The organism is Burkholderia cepacia ATCC 25416 (genome assembly GCF_001411495.1).
In the GTDB taxonomy this organism is placed as follows: domain Bacteria; phylum Pseudomonadota; class Gammaproteobacteria; order Burkholderiales; family Burkholderiaceae; genus Burkholderia; species Burkholderia cepacia.
Window position 1 is genome coordinate 856640 of sequence record NZ_CP012983.1, and the last position, 19714, is coordinate 876353.

The 19714-nt window shown below is 70.5% G+C and carries 15 protein-coding genes; 10 read left to right on the top strand and 5 right to left on the bottom strand.

Annotated elements, in window-relative coordinates:
* Positions 1-74: 74 nt before the first annotated feature.
* From APZ15_RS35990 to APZ15_RS36020, 8 genes are all read left to right on the top strand, one after another.
* Positions 75-1199 (top strand): FAD binding domain-containing protein, encoded by a 1125-nt coding sequence (locus APZ15_RS35990; RefSeq protein WP_027792625.1) that lies wholly within the window; start codon positions 75-77, stop codon positions 1197-1199.
* Positions 1200-1368: 169 nt separating this feature from the next.
* Positions 1369-1614, top strand: coding sequence for a hypothetical protein (locus tag APZ15_RS41540; RefSeq protein ID WP_134319422.1), 246 nt, complete (start codon positions 1369-1371; stop codon positions 1612-1614).
* Entirely contained in the window at positions 1611-2891 is a 1281-nt protein-coding gene (locus APZ15_RS35995; RefSeq protein WP_027792624.1) for a cytochrome c, read from the top strand. The genes APZ15_RS41540 and APZ15_RS35995 overlap by 4 nt, the downstream gene beginning before the upstream one ends.
* Complete coding sequence (locus APZ15_RS36000; RefSeq protein WP_027792623.1) at positions 2888-3388, top strand: (2Fe-2S)-binding protein; 501 nt, start codon at positions 2888-2890, stop codon at positions 3386-3388. The genes APZ15_RS35995 and APZ15_RS36000 overlap by 4 nt, the downstream gene beginning before the upstream one ends.
* Positions 3388-5649 carry a xanthine dehydrogenase family protein molybdopterin-binding subunit gene (locus tag APZ15_RS36005; RefSeq protein WP_027792622.1) on the top strand — a complete coding sequence of 754 codons (2262 nt, stop codon included), beginning with the start codon at positions 3388-3390 and terminating at the stop codon, positions 5647-5649. The genes APZ15_RS36000 and APZ15_RS36005 overlap by 1 nt, the downstream gene beginning before the upstream one ends.
* Before the next feature lie 75 nt (positions 5650-5724).
* On the top strand, positions 5725-6642 hold the full coding sequence (locus APZ15_RS36010) for a LysR family transcriptional regulator (RefSeq protein WP_027792621.1): 918 nt from the start codon (positions 5725-5727) through the stop codon (positions 6640-6642).
* 531 nt (positions 6643-7173) lie between these two features.
* Positions 7174-8391 carry an MFS transporter gene (locus APZ15_RS36015; RefSeq protein WP_027792620.1) on the top strand — a complete coding sequence of 406 codons (1218 nt, stop codon included), beginning with the start codon at positions 7174-7176 and terminating at the stop codon, positions 8389-8391.
* Positions 8392-8566: 175 nt separating this feature from the next.
* On the top strand, positions 8567-9679 hold the full coding sequence (locus APZ15_RS36020; protein ID WP_027792619.1) for an alkene reductase: 1113 nt from the start codon (positions 8567-8569) through the stop codon (positions 9677-9679).
* A 79-nt stretch (positions 9680-9758) separates the two neighbouring features.
* On the opposite strand, the gene APZ15_RS36025 is transcribed toward APZ15_RS36020, so the two are convergent.
* The 3 genes from APZ15_RS36025 to APZ15_RS36035 form a co-directional block, all read right to left on the bottom strand.
* Positions 9759-10430 (bottom strand): HD domain-containing protein, encoded by a 672-nt coding sequence (locus tag APZ15_RS36025; RefSeq protein WP_027792618.1) that lies wholly within the window; start codon positions 10428-10430, stop codon positions 9759-9761.
* A gap of 106 nt (positions 10431-10536) precedes the next feature.
* Positions 10537-12420, bottom strand: a complete 1884-nt coding sequence (locus APZ15_RS36030; RefSeq protein WP_027792617.1) for an amidohydrolase — start codon at positions 12418-12420, stop codon at positions 10537-10539.
* Positions 12421-12584: 164 nt separating this feature from the next.
* Positions 12585-15491: an ATP-binding protein gene (locus tag APZ15_RS36035; RefSeq protein ID WP_027792616.1), complete on the bottom strand. Its 2907-nt coding sequence runs from the start codon at positions 15489-15491 to the stop codon at positions 12585-12587.
* Positions 15492-15902: 411 nt separating this feature from the next.
* Here APZ15_RS36035 and APZ15_RS36040 point away from each other — a divergent pair, with 411 nt between their 5' ends.
* Positions 15903-16817 (top strand): helix-turn-helix domain-containing protein, encoded by a 915-nt coding sequence (locus tag APZ15_RS36040; protein ID WP_027792615.1) that lies wholly within the window; start codon positions 15903-15905, stop codon positions 16815-16817.
* An 81-nt stretch (positions 16818-16898) separates the two neighbouring features.
* Here APZ15_RS36040 and APZ15_RS36045 read toward each other — a convergent pair whose 3' ends face one another.
* Positions 16899-17870, bottom strand: a complete 972-nt coding sequence (locus tag APZ15_RS36045; protein ID WP_027792614.1) for an MBL fold metallo-hydrolase — start codon at positions 17868-17870, stop codon at positions 16899-16901.
* A 151-nt stretch (positions 17871-18021) separates the two neighbouring features.
* Complete coding sequence (locus tag APZ15_RS36050) at positions 18022-18672, bottom strand: DsbA family oxidoreductase (RefSeq protein ID WP_027792613.1); 651 nt, start codon at positions 18670-18672, stop codon at positions 18022-18024.
* Between the two features lie 120 nt (positions 18673-18792).
* On the opposite strand from APZ15_RS36050, the gene APZ15_RS36055 reads away from it, so the two are divergent.
* Positions 18793-19698, top strand: coding sequence for a LysR family transcriptional regulator (locus APZ15_RS36055; protein WP_027792612.1), 906 nt, complete (start codon positions 18793-18795; stop codon positions 19696-19698).
* The last annotated feature ends 16 nt before the right edge of the window (positions 19699-19714 follow it).

Consider the following 19714-nt stretch of genomic DNA (forward strand, 5'->3'; position numbering starts at 1 on the left):
AGGCGCGCGGCGCCGTGCATCACGACGCCTGGCCGACGGCGCACGCCATCGGCCGCACACCGGAGTCACCCACGATGAAGATAGTCATTGCAGGCGGATCGATCGCCGGTCTCGCGGCCACGCTGACGCTCGACTGCGTCGGACACGACGTGACGGTCTGCGAACGCTCGCCGTCGCCGCTGCGCGGCCAGGGCGGCGGCGTGGCCGTGTTGCGCCGGATGATGGCGTTTCTCGAACAGCATGGCCGGCATTGCCGCCACGCGATCAGCGTGCCGACACACCGGCGGCGCTGGATCGATCGCGACGGCATCGTCACGCGCGACGAGCCCGAGATGCTGCCGTTTTCGTCGTGGGACGCCGTCTACCGCTCGCTGTGCGAAACGCTGCCGCACGGGCGCATCCGGTACGGCCGCACGGTCACCGGCTTCGACCAGGACGCGGACGGCGTCGACGTCCACCTCGGCGACGAGCGCCTCCACGCGGACGTGCTGATCGCCGCCGACGGGGCCGGCTCGACCCTGCGCGCGCAGCTCTTTCCCGGTTACGCGCCGTCGTTCGCCGGTTACCTCGCGTGGCGCGGGATCGTCGACGAAGCGGATTTCGACGCCGCGTCGATCGCGCCGCTGGTCGAGAACATGACGCTGCACAAGGCGCCGGGCGAGCTGTTCATGGCGTTCCTGATTCCCGCGCTCGACGGCTCGCTCGCGCCGGGCACGCGCCGCTTCAACTGGCTGTGGTATCGCAACGAAGCCGATCGCGAAGCGCTGCGTCACCACCTGACCGATCGGGCCGGCCACGTCCATCACGCGTCCGTGCATCCGGGGCAGCTCGCCGACGACGTCGTCGCGACGCTGCGGCAACTCGCCGGCGAACGCCTGCCGGCCCTGCTCGCGCAACTGGTGCACGCGACGCGCATGCCGTTCAACCAGGCGATCTTCGACGCGTTGAGCCCCGCGTTCGTCGATGGCCGCGTCGCGCTGATCGGCGATGCGGCGTGCACCGTGCGCCCGCATACCGCATCGGGCACGTCGAAGGCCGCGAGCGATGCGGTGTCGCTCGCCGAAGCGCTGCCGGCGGACGCGACCGACGTCGTCGCGCGTCTCGCGCAATGGTCGGCGCGACGGCGCGACGAAGTGACGTCGCTGCTCGAGAAGGGCCCGCAGCTGGCCGCGGCGTTCGGCCTCGGCACGCCGCGCTGACGCGGCGGCGCCCGCGCCGGGCCGCGTCGCGGCGGGGTTCAGAACGTTTCAGCGCCGTTTCAGGAAATGCCGCCGACGCCCACGTAGACTGCCCTCCATCATCCGCCTCGCACACGATGACGCGATTGCGCCATTGCCCGCGCGGCCTCCCCATACCTGGAGCAACGACATGATCTCCGCCGCGAACCGCTGCCACCGGGCCGCCTCGCCATGGCCGGATCGCCCGGCGATGCGCCGCCGTCATCCGGCCGCGCCGACCGGAACGACCGCCGCCGGCACGCGCGAGCCCGACCTTCCATCCTGCCCCGCGTGCCGCGGCAGCCGAAACCGCGCCGTCGCGCGCGGCCGGCATCCGCGCCATTGCCCCGCCGCTCGAATGATCGCCGGCGAACCGGTTCGCGTGGAGCGCGCATGAAGCACAAACGACTCTGGTTCGGCGCGGCCGGCATCGCGGTCGTCGGCCTGGCGGTCGCGATCGGCATCATGGTCAAGCCGTCGATCGCGCCGATCGATCCGCCCGCCCGCGCATCGTTCGATCCGCAACTCGTTCGCGCCGGCGCGCGCGTGGTCGCGCTCGGCGATTGCGTCGTGTGCCACACCGCGAACGACGGCAAGCCGTTCGCCGGCGGGCTGCCGCTCGCAACGCCGTTCGGCACGATCTACGCGACCAACATCACGCCGGATGCCGACACCGGCATCGGCCGCTGGTCGCGCGACGCGTTCGCACGCGCGCTGCGCAGCGGGATCGCCCGCGACGGCCATCCGCTCTACCCGGCATTTCCGTACATCCACTTCACGCGGATGTCCGACGACGACATCACGGCCGCCTATGCGTACCTGATGACCCGCGAACCGGTGCGGACGAAAACGCCGCCGAACGACCTGATCTTCCCGCTGAACTTCCGGCCGCTGGTCGCGTTCTGGAACGTGCTGTTCCTGCGCGAAGGCGCGTACCGGCCCGACCCGTCGCAATCCGCGCAATGGAATCGCGGCAAGCTGCTCGTCGACGGCCTCGGGCACTGCGCGTCGTGCCATTCGCCGCTCAATGCGATCGGCGGCGAACAGGCCGGCAAGGCGTTCGACGGCGGCATCGTCGACGGCTGGGAGGCGCCGCCGCTCAATGCGCTCGGCAGCGCGGTCAAGCCGTGGACGCAGGCGCAGCTCGTCACCTACCTGCGCACCGGCCGCGCGAGCGAGCACGGCGCGGCGGCCGGCCCGATGCTGCCCGTCACGCGCGATCTCGCGACCGTGCCGCAGGAGGACGTCGAGGCGATCGCCGCGTACATCCTGTCGATCCAGAAGCCGGCGGCCGCCCGGCCCGCGACCGCCGGTGCCGGACACGGCCCGACGACGCCCGCCGGCCAGCGCGGCGCGGTGCTGTTCCAGGCGTCGTGCGCGCAGTGCCACGGGCCGGCAGCGCCGATGCAGTCGATCGGCGAGCGGCCGACGCTCGCGTTCAGCACGGCCGTCGCCGCCGATACGCCGCGCAACGCGATCCAGATGATGTTCAACGGGATCGGCTGGCACGGCGAAGACACGCTGAACTACATGCCGTCGTTCATCGACCAGTACGACGACGCGCAGATCTCGGACCTCGCCGCGTACCTGCGGGAAACGTATTCCGATCGTCCCGCGTGGAGCGGCGTCGACACCCTGGCCGCGAAGCTCAGAAAGGAGGACAGCGCGCGATGATCACCCTCACCGTCAACGGCGTGCGGCACACGCTCGACATCGATCCGTCCACGCCGCTGCTGTACGCGCTGCGCAACGACCTGCACCTGCACGGCGCGAAGTTCGGCTGCGGCCTCGGGCAATGCGGCGCATGCACCGTGATCGTCGACGACAAGCCGATGTTCTCGTGCCTGATTCCGGTGTCCGCGCTCGGCGAGCGCCGCGTGCGGACCCTCGAAAGCCTCGGCACCGCCGGGCATCCGGGCAAGCTGCAGCAGGCGTTCATCGATCACCAGGCCGCGCAGTGCGGGTATTGCATCGCGGGCATGATCATGCGCGCGCAGGCGCTGCTCGAGCGCAACCCGAAACCCACCGAACACGAACTGCGCACCCAGATGGAACCGAACCTGTGCCGCTGCGGCACGCACATGCGGATCCTGGCGGCGATCCGCCAGGTCGCCGGCCTGCCCGACCCGGAGCCGGCCGCCGCGCCCGTCATGATCAGCAAGGGACTCTGATGAACCCACCCGACGACATCGACGAAAGCCGCCGGCACTTCATGGTTTCCGGCGCGCTCTTCGTCGCGTTCAGCCTCGCGCCGGTCACGCGTGCCGCCGCGCAGCTCGTGATCGCGGACGAAGGCGCCGCCGTCCACGTCGCCAAGGCGACCGAAACGCTGGCCGGTAGCCTGAAGACCAACCCGCTGCTGGACGCGTGGATCAAGATCACGCCCGACGGCAAGGTCACCGTGTTCACCGGCAAGGTCGAGCTCGGCACCGGCGTGCGAACCGCGCTGCTGCAGGTGGCGGCCGAGGAGCTGAACATGAAGCCCTCGCTGATCACGTTCCTGACCGCCGACACCGGCGCGTCGCCGGACGAGGGCCTGACGGCCGGCAGCCACACGATGGCCGACAGCGGCTCCGCATTGCTGAACGCGGCCGCGCAGGTGCGCGGGCTGCTGGTCGACGGCGCGGCGAAACAGTTCGGCGTCGAGGCGCGCACGCTCACCGTCGCCGACGCGGTGATCAAGGCGCCGGACGGCCGCACGATGCGCTACGGCGACGCGGTGCGCACGGTCGACCTGCACCGCAACGCGACGCCGACGTCGCCGCTGAAGCCGCCGGCCACGTTCTCGGTGATCGGCACGTCGCTGCCGCGCGTGGACATTCCGAACAAGGTCACGGGCGGCGTCAGCTACGTGCAGGACATGGAGCTGCCCGGCATGCTGCACGCGCGTGTCGTGATGCCGCCCGTGTACGACGCGAAGCTGCTGTCGTTCGACGAAGCCGCGATCCTGAAGATGCCGGGCGTGGTGCGGATCGTGCGCAACGGCAGCATGCTCGCGGTCGTCGCGCAGGGCGAATGGCAGGCGGTCGTCGCGCAGCGCGCGCTGGCCGCCGGCAGCCGCTGGTCACCCGGCCGCGTGCTGCCCGAGCGCGGCACCGTGCATCAGGACCTGAAGCGGATCGCGACGCAGCGCATCGAGATCGCGAACACGAAGGGCAACACCGCGCCGGCCACGAAGACGCTGTCCGCGACGTTCCTGAAGAACTACCTGCTGCACGGCTCGATCGGGCCGTCGTGCTCGGTCGCGCATCTCGAGAACGGCATGCTGACCGTGTGGACCCACTCGCAGGGCGTGTATCCGCTGCGCGACGCGCTCGCCGAGATGCTGTCGATGCCGAAGGCGAGCGTGCGCTGCATCCACACCGAGGGTTCCGGCTGCTACGGGCACAACGGTGCGGACGACGTGGCCGCGCACGCGGCACTGATCGCGGCGGCGCTGCCCGGCAAGGCGATCCGCGTGCAATGGATGCGCGAGCAGGAACATACGTGGGACCACTTCACGCCCGCGATGGTCACCGAGCTCAGCGCGTCGCTCGACGCGAGCGGCCATATCGTCGACTGGAACTACGCGCTGTGGAGCAGCTCGCACAACGAACGGATCGTCAATGCGGGCCGGCTGCTGCCCGCGCGGATGCTCGAGCCGCCGTTCGTGCCCGCGCCGTCGACGCCGATGCTGCAGCCCGAGGGCGGCGGCGATCGCAACGCGATCCCGCTGTACGCACTGCCGACCATGCACATCGTCAACAACTTCTCGCCGACGATGCCGCTGCAGACCTCGGCGATGCGCTCGCTCGGCGCGCACACCAACGTGTGGGCGATCGAGAGCTTCATGGACGAGCTCGCGCACGCCGCCGGCGTCGATCCGGTCGAATTCCGGCTGCGGCACTTGCAGGATCACCGCGCGAGCCAGGTGATCAAGCTCGCCGCGACGAAATTCGGCTGGCCCCGGCCGCCGCGCGAACGCAATCGCGGCGTTGGTTTCGCGTTCGGCAAATACAAGAACCTGATGGCCTACGTCGCGATGGCGGTCGAGATCACGGTCGTGCCGGAAACGGGCCACGTGACGCTCGAGCGCGCGGAAGTGGCCGTCGACGCGGGCCAGGTCGTGTCGCCGGACGGCATCCGCAACCAGATCGAAGGCGGCATCGTGCAGGCCGCGAGCTGGACACTGTACGAGGCGCTGAAATACGATACGCAGCGCATCCGCAGCTTCGACTGGAGCAGCTACCCGATCCTGCGTTTCGGCACGGCACCGCAAAGCATCAAGGTGCACCTGATCAACCGCCCGGGCGCGCCGTTCCTCGGCGCGGCCGAGGCGTCGATGGGGCCGACCGCGGGCGCGCTGGCCAACGCGATTTTCGATGCGACGGGCCAGCGGATGCGCGAAATGCCGTTCGCGGGCGACGGGCTCAGGAAGCGCATCGACGCGTAGCGGCGGTACCTCGACATAAAAGCCGCGCCGGCATGCACCGGCGCAGGCAACGAACAGGCTGGAGAGTTCCGAACGATGGATACCTTGCTTTCGATGCGCGTGTTCACGCGCATCGTCGAAACGGGCAGCTTCACGCGCGCGTCCGACACGACCGGGCTGACGACGCCGCGCGTCTCCGCGCTGCTGAGCACGCTCGAACAGCATCTCGGCTGCCGGCTGCTGAACCGCACCACCCGCCGGATCTCGCTGACCGAGGACGGACAGGCCTACTACGAGCGCTGCGTCGGCGTGCTGCGCGAGATCGACGACATGGAGGCGGCCGTCTCGCAGGCGCGCAACGTGCCGCGCGGCCGCCTGAAGGTGAACCTGCCGCCGGCGATGGCCAAGCAGATCATGGTGCCCGCGCTGCCCGAGTTTCTCGCCGCGCATCCGGGCATCTCGGTCGAACTCGGCGTGACCGACCGGCAGATCGACCTCGTCGGCGAAGGCGTCGATTGCGTCGTGCGCATCGGCGCGCTCGACGACTCGGGGCTGGTCGCGAAACGGATCGGCAGCCTGACCACCTGCACGTGCGCGGCGCCCGCGTATCTCGAGCGCTGCGGCGCGCCCGAAACCGTCGACGATCTCACGCAGCACATCGCGGTCAGCCACATGTCGGCCGATACGGGCCGGCCGCGGCCGTGGGACTACGTGGTCGACGGCGAAACGCGCATCATGCAGATGTGCGGCACCGTCGCGGTCAACGATGCCGACACCTACATCGCATGCGGCCTCGCCGGCATCGGCCTGATCAAGACCTCGCTGTACCTGGTCGAGCCGTACCTGCAATCGGGGCGCCTGCGCGAGGTGCTGACCGATTTCAACACGCCGCCGCGGCCGATCTCGATCCTGTATCCGCCCAACCGGCATACGCCCGTCAAGCTCAAGGTGTTCGTCGACTGGCTCGCCGGGCTGTTCGCGCAGATTCCGACGCTGCAGGGGCAGCGCCGCTGACGCCCGCCGTCGATGCCCGTCGCTGAAACCGCGCGGCCGCGCCCGCGCGCACCCCGCATCGATCAAGTGAATTAAGACGCGGTTTAGGACTATTCAGTCCGCCCGATCCAGACTGCTCTCAGGGGCCTTGCGATCCGCGATATCCGCGCCGGAGGCCCGTTTCGAGAGGCTCGACATGACGATCGCGACCGCCGGCCCGTCCGTCCAGGACGTTTTCGATGTCCTCGACCCCGCGTTCGCGCACGCGCCGCATCGCAGCGGCCGCCCTCGCCCTCGCCGGCATGCGGCTCGCGACCGGTCTCGGCCTCGCCCCCCTCACATGAATCCGCACACGCTCCGACCCCTTTGCGTGGCACGCAAAGCTCGATTGCGCGCCGGCCGTATTCTCTTGTTATCGCTCGATCAATAACCTTGACGGCAATGCGGCGGCTTGCGTTTCACCGCGGCGAACACCGGAACAACCGAACACCCGTATCCCATCACGCCCGCCCGACGACCGGGCACCCGACATCTCTTTCGAAGGAGTCGACCATGTCAGCAGAATCCACCCCGCTCGCGGCCCACGGGCACGCAGCCAAGCTCACGCAGGGCCTCATCCTGCTGTTCGCGTTCAGTTGCGGCGCGATCGTCGCGAACCTGTACTACGCGCAGCCGATCACCGAACTCATCGCGCCCAGCCTGCACATGTCCGGCGCAACCGCGAGCCTGATCGTGTCGCTGACGCAGATCGGCTATGCGTTCGGCCTGTTCTTCATCGTGCCGCTCGGCGACCTGCTCGAGAACCGCAAGCTGATGATCGTCACGGCCGTCGTGTCGATCGCGAGCCTCGCGGCGGCCGCCGTCGTGCAGACGCCCGGGCTGTTCCTCGCGATCTCGCTGCTGATCGGCTTCAGCTCGGTCGCGGTGCAGATCCTGGTGCCGCTCGCCGCGCACCTCGCGCCCGATCATTCGCGCGGCCGCGTGGTCGGCACGATCATGGGCGGGCTGCTGCTCGGCATCCTGCTCGCGCGCCCGCTGTCGAGCGTGGTGGCCGACGCGTTCGGCTGGCGCTTCGTGTTCGCGGCCGCCGCGGTGCTGATGACGCTCGTGACCGCCGTGCTCGCGCTGACGATCCCGTCGCGCCAGCCCGATCATCGCGCGACCTATTTCGAGCTGATCGGCTCGCTGCTGCACCTGGTCCGCACGATGCCGGTGCTGCGCCATCGCGCGTTCTACCAGGGCCTGATGTTCGCGTCGTTCAGCCTGTTCTGGACCGCCGTGCCGGTCGAGCTCACGCGCCACTACGGGCTGTCGCAATCGGCCATCGGCCTGTTCGCGCTGGTCGGGGCGATCGGCGCGACGTCGGCCCCGGTCGCCGGCCGCCTCGCCGATGCCGGCCACGGCGTGCGGGCGACGCTGATCGCGCTGGTCGCCGGCGCGCTGTCGTACGCGGTCGCGCTGATCCACGGCGCCGGCCTGTACGGCCTCGTCGTCACCGGCATCGTGCTCGACTTCGCGGTGCAGATGAACATGGTGCTCGGCCAGCGCGAGATCTATGCGCTGCACGCGGCAAGCCGCAACCGGCTGAACGCGCTGTACATGACGAGCATCTTCGTCGGCGGCGCGATCGGCTCCGCGCTCGCGAGCCCGCTGTACGAACACGGCGGCTGGCCGCTCGTGGCCGCGGTGGCCGGCGCGTTCCCGGTCGTCGCGCTCGCCCACTACCTCGCGATCGGGCGTCCGCACGCACGACGCCACGCCCAGTCCTGAACCGGCGCCGGCACCGGTTCACGCGCGGCGCCCTCCTGGCCGCTCGCGCGCCGGAACGCTGCCGGCACGTTACCCCCGTCTTTCTTTTCCGAACTTTCCACAGGGCCCGCCGCCCGACCGGTCGCCACCACGCGACACGCGGCGCCGCCCTGCCTCACGCAAAAAGGAATCCATCATGTCTTCCCTGCTCAGCCACTACGACCTGCGCGGCCTGCCGCTTCCCAACCGTGTCGTGATGGGGCCGATGACGCGCTCGCGCGCGCCGTCGCGCGGCCAGCCGACCGAACTGATGGCCGAGTACTACGCGCAGCGCGCGTCCGCCGGCCTGATCGTCACCGAGGCGACCAACGTCAGCCCGGCGTCCGCCTCGTTCGAACTGACGCCGGGGCTCGTCACCGACGAGCAGGCGGCCGGCTGGAAGCAGGTCACCGACGCCGTGCATGCGAACGGCGGCCGGATCTTCGCGCAGTTGTGGCACGGCGGCCGCGTGAGCTCGCTGACGCTGCTCGGCGGCGACGCGCCGCTGTCGCCGTCCGGCGTCAACGACGATCTCGAGCAGTTGCAGGTGTGGGCGCAGTTGCAGAACGGCTATTACACGAAGATTCACGCGACGCCGTCGCGCGCGATGACGACGGACGAGGTGGCCGACACGGTCGACGAATTCCGCGACGCGGCCGTACGCGCGATGGCGGCCGGCTTCGACGGCGTCGAGATCCACGCGGCCAACGGCTACCTGCCGCACCAGTTCCTGTCGTCGACGCTGAACCGCCGCGACGACCGATACGGCGGCTCGGTCGCGAACCGCGCGCGCTTTCTCGAGGAGATCGTCGACGCCGTCGGCGCCGTGATGCCGCTCAGCCGCGTGGGCGTGCGCATCTCGCCGTACGCGAAATACAACAACGTGCGTGACGCGGATCCGGATACGACGTACGCGTACGTCGGCCGCATGCTCGACGAAGCCGGCGTCGCCTATGTGCACGCGGCGGACACCAACGGCTGGAGCGGCGAGCCCGACCTGCCGCGCATCGTCGTGAACACGCGCAAGCATTTCGGCGGCACGCTGATCGTCAACGGCGGCATCGCGCCGGATGCCGCGAATGCGCTGATCGACGCGGGCGACGCCGATCTCGTCGCGTTCGCGCGTGCGTACATCGCGAACCCCGATCTGGTCGAACGCCTCGCGGCGAACGCACCGCTCGCCGCGCCGAAGGCGGTCGGCTGGTACGGCGGCGACCGCGCGGGCTACGTCGACTATGCGCGTCACGATGCGGCGGGCGTGAGTGCGTAAGTGCCCGGGTGCGCAGGCGCGCGAGCGCCTGTGCACCCGGCTCACGCCGCCCGAACCAGCCGGAACCCGCAGGACGCCGTCAGGCGTCCTGCCAGCGCGCGCCGAGCACGCGCCCGCAGAAATTCAGCCGGTGGAAATCCGGATCGGCGCGTTCGAGCACGTCGGCGCTCCACGTGCCGAACGTCGACGCCGGCCGGTGCGCGACGCCGCGCGCGACCGCATCGAGGAACGCGTCGCCGAAGCCTTCGCCGCGCGGGTAGGCGGTGAGCAGCGCGCGCCGCTCGTCGGCCGAATACGCGTCGAAATCGGTGGCCATCAGGTCGGTCGAGACGGCGGCCGCCAGCACGCGCGCGAGCGGCGACACGCGCGCGGCCACGCCGGGCGTCGTATGCAGCGCGATCGCGTGCCACACGTCGTCACGCAGGCGCTGCGACGTCTGGTGGCGCAGCAGGAACGTATCGGCGGCATCGGCGCTGTCGAGCTCGTAGCGCGCGGCCGAGCGGCCATACGCGGTGCTCAGTCCCATGTTCGCGTACATCGCGGCCACGTAAAGCGCATCGGCATCGCAGGTCTCGCCGGCACGCTGCGCGGCCAGCGACGCAAGCACGAACACCCGGCTCGCATGCCCGGTGATCGCCCGCGGCAGCGACGCGCGGGCTGCTTCGGCCGCTTCGATCGCCATCGGCGTCCGCGGAATGCGGACACCGGCGACTTCGTCGTCGGCCGACGCGCACGTGTGCGCAGAACTCATCTCGTCTCCTTCTGCCCCTCGCCGGGGGCGGAAAATTGTCCATGCCTCGCGCGGCCCGCGCCGACGCAGCCGGCGCGGGCACGCTGGCTGCCGGTACGGCGTCGGCCTAATACGCGAAACCGGGGTAACCCGATGCTTCGCACTGCTCGGCGGTTTCCATCGCGGCCGCATGCAGGCGCTGCACGAACGCGCGCCCGAGCCCGCGCGCGGCACCGGCCGCCGGCAGGCCCGCGCCGGACGCGGCGCGCAGCGAAGCCGACTCGGCCGAACGACGCCGGCCGGCGCCGCCGAATTCGGCGACCGGCGACCACGCGGGGCTGACCGCCGGCGGCGGCGGTGCGAGCGACGCGAACTCGTCGTCCGCATGCACGATCCTGCCGCCGACGACCGTCAGCACCGACGACAGCGACGTGATCCGCGCTTCGTCGATCGTGAAGTAGTCGTCCGTCAGCACCGCGAAATCGGCGTAGTGGCCGGGCACCAGCGCGCCCTTGCAGTCGTCCTCGCCGGAAAACCACGCGCTGCCGACCGTATAGCAGCGCAGCGCTTCCATCCGGCCGAGCCGGTTGCGCTCCGGATACAGCGCCGTGCCGCCGACCGTGCGCCCCGACACCATCCAGTACAGCGACACGAACGGGTTGTAGCTCGCGATGCGCGTTGCATCGGTGCCCGCGCCGACCGGCAGCCCGGCCGCCAGCATCGCGCGGATCGGCGGCGTGCGCATCGCGGCTTGCGCGCCGTAACGCGCGATGAAGTACTCGCCCTGGAACGCCATCCGGTGCTGGACCGTCACGCCGCCGCCGAGCGCGGCGATGCGCGCGATGTTCGCATCGGTGATCGTCTCGCAGTGATCGAAGAACCAGCGCAGGCCGTCGAACGGTGTCTCGCGGTTCACGGCTTCGAGCACGTTCAGGAAGCGGCCGATCGATTCGTCGTAGGTCGCATGCAGCCGGAACGGCCAGCGGTGCCGCACCAGCAGCCGCACCACCGCGGCCAGTTCGGCCTCCAGCGCCGCCGGCAGATCGGGGCGCGGTTCGAGAAAATTGCCGAAATCGGCGGCCGAATACACCAGCAGCTCGCCGGCGCCGTTCATCCGCAGGAACGCGTCGCCGTCGCCGGGTTTCGCGAGCGTCACCCAGCGCGCGTAGTCGTCGAGCTCCCGCCCCGCATGCTGCACGAACAGGCTGTACGCGACGCGCACGGTCATTTCGCCGCGCCGCGCGAGTGCCAGGATCGCGCCGTAGTCGTCCGGAAAGGCCTGGAAATCGCCGCCCGCGTCGATCGCGCTCGTCACGCCGAGCCGGTTCAGCTCGCGCATGAAATGCCGCATCGAATTCATCTGGTCGTCGTGGCCGAGCTTCGGGGCCCGTTCGAGCGCCTCGTGCAGCACGGCCATGTCCGGGCGCGCGATCAGCAGGCCGGTCGGCCGGCCGAGGCGATCGCGCTGGATCTCGCCGCCGGGCGGGTTCGACGTGTCGCGGCCGTAGCCGATCGCGCGCAGCGCGGCCGCGTTCAGCAGCGCGCTGTCGCCCAGGTGCATGATGAAGACCGGCGTGTCGGGCGCGATCTCGTTCAGTTCGGCCGCCGTCGGCCCGCGCTTTTCGGCGAACTGGAATTCGGTCCAGCCGCCGACCACGCGCACCCAGTGCGGCGCGGGCGTGCGCAGCACCTGGCGACGCAGCATCGCGAGCGCGTCGGCCAGCGTCGGCACGCCGTCCCAGCGCAGTTCCAGGTTGAAGTTCAGGCCGCCGCGGATCATGTGCAGGTGCGAATCGTTCAGCCCCGGGATCACGGTGCGGCCGTTCAGGTCGATGCACTGCGTGCCGGCATGCGCATGCCGCATCACGTCGTGCCCGCTGCCGGCCGCGAGGATCCGGCCGTCCTTCACGGCGAGCGCGGTCACGAACGACTGCCGGTCGTCCTGCGTCGCGATCTTGCCGTTGCATACGATGAGGTCCGCCGCCGCGGCGGATGCCGTCGCCCTAAGCACCGTCAGGCCCTCCGCTTGCGCCGTGAGCCGGCACGCGGCCGCATGCCGCCTGCCTCCGGTTCGACGATACACGGACCATCCACTCCCCCTTGAACATTGAACGATCGGACCGACGGGCCGCGGCGCGATGGCGCGGTGTCGTCCTGCGCGAACCGGGCATGCCGTTACGCCACCTGCTGCATCGCATCCGCCGCCTCGTGCCGCATGCGCGACCGGCCCGCCGGCAGCGCCGGCTCCGGGCGCACGAAGTTCTGCAGGCGCGCGAGCCGGCGCACGTCGAACGCGCGCGATTGCGGATCGAAATGCCCCGACAGGTTCGCCACCAGCGACGACGCCTGGCCCGTCCGCCCGCGCTCGATCAGGTGATCGGCGAGATCGAGCGTGCCGCGCAGCGCCCACATCGCGGCGCCTTGCCCGTTCGCGGTATGGATCCCGGTCAGCAGATGCCGGTGCCCTTCGACTTCGTACGCGAGCGCGGCATCGGGCTCCGCGGTGCGGGCCTGCTCGAGCATCGCGAGCCCCCGGACGCGCAGCAGTTCCGGCACGAACAGGTGCTCGCCGTGCGCGCGGCAGCGCGCGAGCGTCGCGTCGAGTTTCGCGCATGCCTCGGCCGCGCGGCCGGTGCGCGTCAGCCCTTCCGCGTACGCGACGACCAGCGGCGCGAGCAGGCGCCGGAACCCGCTCGCCTCGATGCGCCGCAGCGCGGGTTCGAGCCGCGCGAGACCGGCGCCGGGATGCCCGGCCTGCATGTCGAACTGCCCGGCGAGGCCTTCCGCGTGGCTGAGCCAGATGTCGAACCCGTTCGCCTCCGCGGTCGAGCGCAGCGTACCGAGATAGTCGGAAATCACGTCGTGATCGCCGTAGCGCAGCGCGATCGGCACGGCCGCCGCGCCGAGCACGACGCACAGCGCCAGCCCCGACCCGGTGCGGCGCGCGGATTCGACCGCCTGCGCGGCCAGCCGCATCGCGTATTCCGGATCGCCCTGCATCCAGACGAGCCGCATCAGCATCGTGCGGCCGAGCGTCGCGACGTCGACCCCGAGCGCGGCTTCCGCGCAGGACGGCTCGCCGGCCACGGCCAGCCCGGCGGTCGCGGCCTCCAGCCGCTCGCGGGCCTGCGCGTGTTCGCCGAAGTAATGCAGCGACGTCGCGACCATCGCGTTCGCCAGCAGCCGCTGCGGCCGGTCGCCGCGCCGTTCGGCCGCGCGCTCGAAGCGCGTCGCGTAGCGCAGCGATTCGTGGATGTCGGAGCGCGTCAGCATCGTGTTCCACAGCCCGACCAGCGCGCACGCGTCGAACGCCTCGTCGCCGATCCGGCCCGCGAGCACGAGCGTCCGGTCCCACATCGCGGCCGCCGCGTGCGTATCGCCGTCGGTATGCAGCAGCGCCGTCGCGTAAGCGGCGCGCAGGCGCAGCTCGCGTGCCGCGTCGATGCCGCCGGTATCGCCGGTTCCAGCGGCCTCGATCGCGTCGAGCGCCCGCCGCGCCGGATGCGCGCATTCGCGCATCCGCGCCGGTTCCAGCAACGCGAGCGCCAGTGCGTCCGCTTCGTGCCCTCGCGGCTCGACCGCGACGGGCTCGCGCGGCGCCGGCGCCGGTGCGTCCGCGGCGACACGCGGGCTCGCGAGATCCGCGGCCGGCGCCGGCGCCTGCATCCGCGCCTCCCCCTGCTCGCGCTCGTAGCACGCATGACGCTCGGCGACGAGGTCGAATTCGCCTTCGTTGCGCAGTTTCTCGAGCGCGTACGCGCGCGTCGATTCCGTCAACCGGTAACGCGCGTGCGCGCCGTGGAACTCGACGGTCACCAGCGACTTCGCGACCAGTTCGCCGAGCACCGCGATCGTCTCGGCGGCCGACATCCCGGGATCCATCGCGACCTCGCGCGCGGCATCGAACGTGAACGGGCCGATGAAGCACCCCATGCGGCGAAACAGCGAGCGCGCGGCCGCATCCAGCAGCACGTAGCTCCAGTCGAACGTCGCCCGCAACGTCTGGTGGCGCGGCAGCGCCGAGCGCAGCCCGCCGGTCAGCAGGTTCAGCCGGTCGTCCAGACGCGCGGCGACGGCCTCGAGCCCGAGCGTCGCGACGCGCGCGGCAGCCAGCTCGATCGCGAGCGGCAGCCCGTCCAGGCGCCGGCAGATGTCGCCGATCAGCCTGATGCCGGCCGCATCGACCGCGCAGTCGGGCGTGGCGGCGCGGATCCGCGCGAGGAACAGCTCGACGGCCGAATGACGCACGATTTCGTCGAGCGGCGCGTCGCTGTCCGGCACCGCCAGCGGGCTCACGCGAAACACGGCTTCGGCCGAGATATGCAGGGGTTCGCGGCTCGTCGCGAGCACGCGCAGCGACGGCGCGCGCGACGTCAGCGTATCGACGAGATCGGCCACCAGATCGACGACGTGTTCCGCGTTGTCGAGCACGATCAGGGCCGGCGACGCGGCGAACGCTCCGGCGATCCGGTCGATGCCCGGCACGCCGTCGGTCTCGAGGCCGAGTTCCGCGGCGATCGCGAGCAGCACGTCGTCGCGCGTCGCGGCGCTCGCGAGCGCGACGAACAGCACGCGTTCGCCGGACCGCTCGCGCAGCTCGTGGGCGACGCGGCCGGCCAGGCTCGTCTTGCCGATGCCGCCCGCCCCGACGAGCGTGACGACCGGTGCGCGCTCGATCATGTCGACGATCTGTCCGATCTCAGCCTGACGCCCGACGAGCGAAACCGGGCGGGCCGCCGCGACGGGATCGGCCGGCAACGCGGCCGTGCGCGGCGCGGCCTCGTGCGCGACGGCGGGAGGCGCGATCAGCAGGTAGCCGCGGCCCGGCACCGTCTTGATCAGGTCGCGGTCCGCGCCCAGCGCCTTGCGCAGCGTCGCGACGTGAACCTGCAACCGGTTTTCCTCGACGATCAGGCCCGGCCACACGGCATCCATGATGTCGTCCTTCGACACGACGGAACCGTTGGCGCGATGCAGCACTTCAAGTATGTCAAGCGCGCGTGCGCCGATACGCAGCGACGCGCCGTGGTGGCGAATGTCACGCTGCTCGAAATCCACCGACAACGTCCCGATCTGGATCATGGCCGCCTCCAGGTTCCCCACGATGACCGCCATGTGAACACGGCCGTTCACCAGGGCGGGAATGCACACCCGTCCAGCGCTGCCGGCCGGGCGCAAAGTCTCAAAATGTGGACTGAGTGTAAACACGGAATTAACAAAAATCTTGAAGGAAAATGCGCTGGCCTCCCGCACACCGGCGCGCCCGCGGGCGGGCGCCGCGCCGAACGAAAATGGGGTGGCATCGGCCCCGCGTTGGCCATGGCGGCGCGCTCGCGTGCCCGTCGAGGCCGGCGCGGCGCGGGTCGGGCCGCTGGCAAGCATTTCGTCAGCAAGTGGACATTTATTCAAGTTAACTTGGGCCGGTCGAGTGCACCGTTTAAACTTCGCGTAAATATGTTCGCGCGCCGCCCCCCATCGAAGGATTGTTCCGCCATGCCAGATTCCCTCGTCGCGTCCCCGGCCGCACGGCCGAAAGACACGCTCGGCTGCCTGTCGAGCCTGCTGTCCAAGGACATCGAACGCCCGGTCGGCGGGCTCACGCTCCATCGCAAATGCATGCGCGACGAGCACTTCGAGCGCATCGAGATGGCGGCCAGCGATCGCGGCTTCCTGATCGGCGTGTCGCTCAACGGCGGACACCGGCGCACGATCTACGGCGGCACCGGCCAATCCCGCTCCGAGCGGCGGTTCCAGCACAACTCGATCTACATTCGCGACTTCTCCCGGAATTTTCGTGCCGACCTGTACGGCAAGTTCGACTTCCTGCTGGTCGAGCTGTCGCACGCGTATCTCGACGGCCTCGGCCGCGAGCACGACGGCACCGAAATCGGCGGCCTGACCTGCGCGCCCGACGTACAGGACGAGGTGCTGGGCCATCTCGCGCACGCGGTGGCCGACAGCCTCGACGAGCCCGGCGTGCTGAACGCGCTGTTCGTCGAGCAGATGGGGCTCGCGATCGGCGCGCATCTCGCGCGCCAGTACGGCAACGCGGACGCGCGCGACCTGCAGCACAAGGGCCTGCTGTCGCCGGCGAAGACGGCGCTCGCGAAAGAGCTGCTGATGGAGAAGGCCGATCTCGGCGTGTCGATCGAGGAAGTCGCGCGCGAGTGCGATCTGTCGCGCGGCTATTTCATCCGTGCGTTCTCGCGCACGACGGGGCGCACGCCGCATCAATGGCTGCTCGAACAGCGCGTGATCCGCGCGCGGCAACTGATCGAGACGACCGACATGTCGCTCGCGGAAATCGCGGCCGCCTGCGGCTTCGCGGACCAGAGCCACCTGAACCGCGTGTTCGCGCGCATCGTCGGCCATCCGCCCGGCGCCTGGCGGCGCGAACTGACGCGCTGACGCGGCCGCGCGCCACCGCTACGCGCGTGCCCCGCACCTCACTGCACGACACGGCACGGCACGGCGCGCATCGCCCGTCGCTCACCGGAGCGGCGTCGCGTCGTAATTGACCGGCACCCAGTCGTACTGCTCCCCGTCCCTGCGCAAATGCCCGAACCCGGGAAACGCGATGTGCGCGGCGCCGACGAGGTAACGCTTGTCCGCGACGCGCTTCAGCGTATCGCGCCGGGTGCGGCGCGCCGCGTCCGCATCGCTGTCGTACTGGACCGTCGCGTCCGGATCCTGCAGCTGGATCGCCGCGACGTGCACGATGTCGCCCCACGCGAGCAGCCCGGCGTCGCCGCTCTCGATCAGGTACGCGGTATGGCCCGGCGTATGGCCAGGCATCGGCACCGCGCGAATGCCGGGCGCGAGCGTCGCTTCGCCGCGAAACGTCTTGAAGCGGCCCGCCGCGACGTACGGCGCGACCGACGCGGCAGCCGCATCGAAGAACGACGCGAGGAACGCCGGCGCCTGTGCCTTGTTGTCCGGATCGAGCCAGTAGTTCGCTTCGATCTCGTTCACGCGCACCACCGCGTTCGGGAAGGTCATCCTGCCGTTCGTCACGATGCCGCCGACATGATCCTTGTGCAGGTGCGTGAGCAGCACCTCGTCGATCTGCTCCGGCGCATAACCGGCCGCACGCAGGTTCGCGAGCAGCTTGCCGCAGCAATCGCCGTACAGCACGCCGGCCCCCGAATCGACGAGGATCCGCTTCGTGCCGGTATCGACGAGGAACGCGTTGATCGAGCCCTGCACGGGCGGCTCGAGAAACGCGCGGTCGAGATCGCGCCGGATGTCGTCCTTCGAGATGCCGCGGAACACCGTATCGACCGGAAACGGATGCGTGCCGTCGGACAGCGCGACGATCCGCAGGCTGCCGAGCTGCTGCCGATAGAAGCCGGGCGCCTGATCCGCGCCGCCCGGTCCGGCCGCACACGCGGCCGATGCGAGGATGCCGAAGCACCACGCGATGACCAGCATGCCGCCGGTACGCCAGTTCAGGTTCTTCATGTCCGCTCCCCGGTTGCGTATCGAGATATCGCGCGCGGTGCCGGCCCGGCCGGTCAGGCGCGCGACACCGAGCTTACCGGCCGGTTTCGCAATAATCCTGAGCGCGACATGAATCGTTCTGAAAGCCGGCACCCGCCGGCGCCGGCCCGGCTTACGCGGCCCGATCCCGCGCGCGCTGCGCGTCGAGCAATGCGGCGCGAAACACGTCGGCCGGCTGCGCGCCGCTGACGACCGTCGACCCGATGCGCGTCGACGGCACCGACGCGATGCCGTCGCGCACCGCCGCCTCCTCGAGCGCGACCACCGCGTCGAGCCCTTCGCCGGATGCGAGGAATGCACGCACCGCATCGCCGGCCAGGCCGGCGCCGGCCGCGATCTCGACCAGCACGTCCGCATCGCCGATATCGCGGCCGTCGCGGAAATACGCGGCAAACAGCGCATCGACGAGCGCGACCGCGCTGCCGTGCTGCTGCGCGAACCAGACGAGCCGGTGCGCGAGCCGCGTGTTCGGCGTGCGCGCGATCCGTGCGTGGTCGAACACGAGGCCCGCCGCGCGGCCGGCGTCGGCCACATGCGCGTCGAGCGCCTGCGAACGCGCCCAGCTGCCGAACTTCGCGCTCCGGTACGCCTTGCGGTCGATGCCGCCGGCCGGCATCGTCGGGTTCAGTTCGAACGGCACGAACCGCACGTTCACGGCGCCGGCCAGGCCGGCTGCTTCGATCGCCTCCGCGAGCCGGTGCTCCGCGATCCAGCACCACGGGCAGATCAGGTCGTAGGTCACGGTTACTTCGACGGGTTTCATCGTCATCTCCTGTACATTGCAGTCCGGAAGATAACGCTTGCGCGCCGGCGATAGAATGCGAACGGCACGCAACGCATCGTTGCGGCCTGCACAAAGGCACAAAGACTCGAAGAGCACGACATGGACAAATTCTCCGCGCTGCGCGCGTTCGTCGAAGTAGCGGAAGCCGGCGGTTTCTCGAGCGCGGGGCGCCGCCTCGACCTCGCGGCATCGTCGGTGGTACGCGCGGTGGATGCGCTCGAGGCGTCGCTCGGCACCGTGCTGCTGAACCGCACGACGCGCCAGGTCACGCTGTCCGACGCGGGTGCCATGTACTACGCACGCGCGAAGCAGCTGCTCGAGGAACTCGCGGAAGCCGACGCGCTGGTGTCCGATCGCGGCGACGAGCCGTCCGGGCCGCTGCGCGTGTCGGTGCCGGTCGCGTACGGCGTGCGCCGCATCGCGCCGCACGTCGCGGCGTTCCTCGCGCGCCACCCGAAGCTCGATCTCGACCTGCAGCTCACCGACGAACGCGTCGATCTCGTCGCGGGCCGCATCGACGTCGCGATCCGGCTCGGCGAAGCGGCGCCGTCCGCCGAAGTCGTCGCGCGGACGCTCGGCACGTTCCACCGCTACGTCGTCGCGAGCCACGACTACCTCGCCGCGCACGGCACGCCGGCCGAGCCGGGCGAGCTCGTCGATCACGCGTGCCTGCGCTTTCACTTCGGCGGCGACCAGCAGGCGTGGTCGTTCGTCGACGCGCACGGCACGGCGCAGGTGCGCGTTACCGGGCGCCTGAAATCGAACCACAGCGAAGTGCTTCGCGATGCGGCGCTCGACGGCGCCGGCATCGCGCTGCTGCCCGACTGGCTGGTCGAGGCCGACGTCCAGTCGGGCCGCCTGCGCCGGCTCTTCGAGCAATACGACGTGACGCCCGGCACGGCCCGCTCGGTCGTCACCGCGCTCTACCTGCCGACGCAGCGCGGCTCGAAACGCGTGACCGCGTTCATCGATTTCGTCGAAACGCTGGTGCGCGCGCCGCACTGAGCCGTCCGGCGGCGTG

Excerpts from the sequence above, each read along its gene's own strand:
- APZ15_RS36005 (WP_027792622.1), top strand. The coding sequence starts at position 3,388 with ATGAACCCACCCGACGACATCGACGAAAGCCGCCGGCACTTCATGGTT.
- APZ15_RS35990 (WP_027792625.1), top strand. The coding sequence starts at position 75 with ATGAAGATAGTCATTGCAGGCGGATCGATCGCCGGTCTCGCGGCCACG.
- APZ15_RS35995 (WP_027792624.1), top strand. The coding sequence starts at position 1,611 with ATGAAGCACAAACGACTCTGGTTCGGCGCGGCCGGCATCGCGGTCGTC.
- APZ15_RS36025 (WP_027792618.1), bottom strand. The coding sequence starts at position 10,430 with ATGAGTTCTGCGCACACGTGCGCGTCGGCCGACGACGAAGTCGCCGGT.
- APZ15_RS36010 (WP_027792621.1), top strand. The coding sequence starts at position 5,725 with ATGGATACCTTGCTTTCGATGCGCGTGTTCACGCGCATCGTCGAAACG.
- APZ15_RS36040 (WP_027792615.1), top strand. The coding sequence starts at position 15,903 with ATGCCAGATTCCCTCGTCGCGTCCCCGGCCGCACGGCCGAAAGACACG.
- APZ15_RS36015 (WP_027792620.1), top strand. The coding sequence starts at position 7,174 with ATGTCAGCAGAATCCACCCCGCTCGCGGCCCACGGGCACGCAGCCAAG.
- APZ15_RS36055 (WP_027792612.1), top strand. The coding sequence starts at position 18,793 with ATGGACAAATTCTCCGCGCTGCGCGCGTTCGTCGAAGTAGCGGAAGCC.
- APZ15_RS36045 (WP_027792614.1), bottom strand. The coding sequence starts at position 17,870 with ATGAAGAACCTGAACTGGCGTACCGGCGGCATGCTGGTCATCGCGTGG.
- APZ15_RS36050 (WP_027792613.1), bottom strand. The coding sequence starts at position 18,672 with ATGAAACCCGTCGAAGTAACCGTGACCTACGACCTGATCTGCCCGTGG.
- APZ15_RS36020 (WP_027792619.1), top strand. The coding sequence starts at position 8,567 with ATGTCTTCCCTGCTCAGCCACTACGACCTGCGCGGCCTGCCGCTTCCC.
- APZ15_RS36000 (WP_027792623.1), top strand. The coding sequence starts at position 2,888 with ATGATCACCCTCACCGTCAACGGCGTGCGGCACACGCTCGACATCGAT.
- APZ15_RS36035 (WP_027792616.1), bottom strand. The coding sequence starts at position 15,491 with ATGATCCAGATCGGGACGTTGTCGGTGGATTTCGAGCAGCGTGACATT.
- APZ15_RS41540 (WP_134319422.1), top strand. The coding sequence starts at position 1,369 with ATGATCTCCGCCGCGAACCGCTGCCACCGGGCCGCCTCGCCATGGCCG.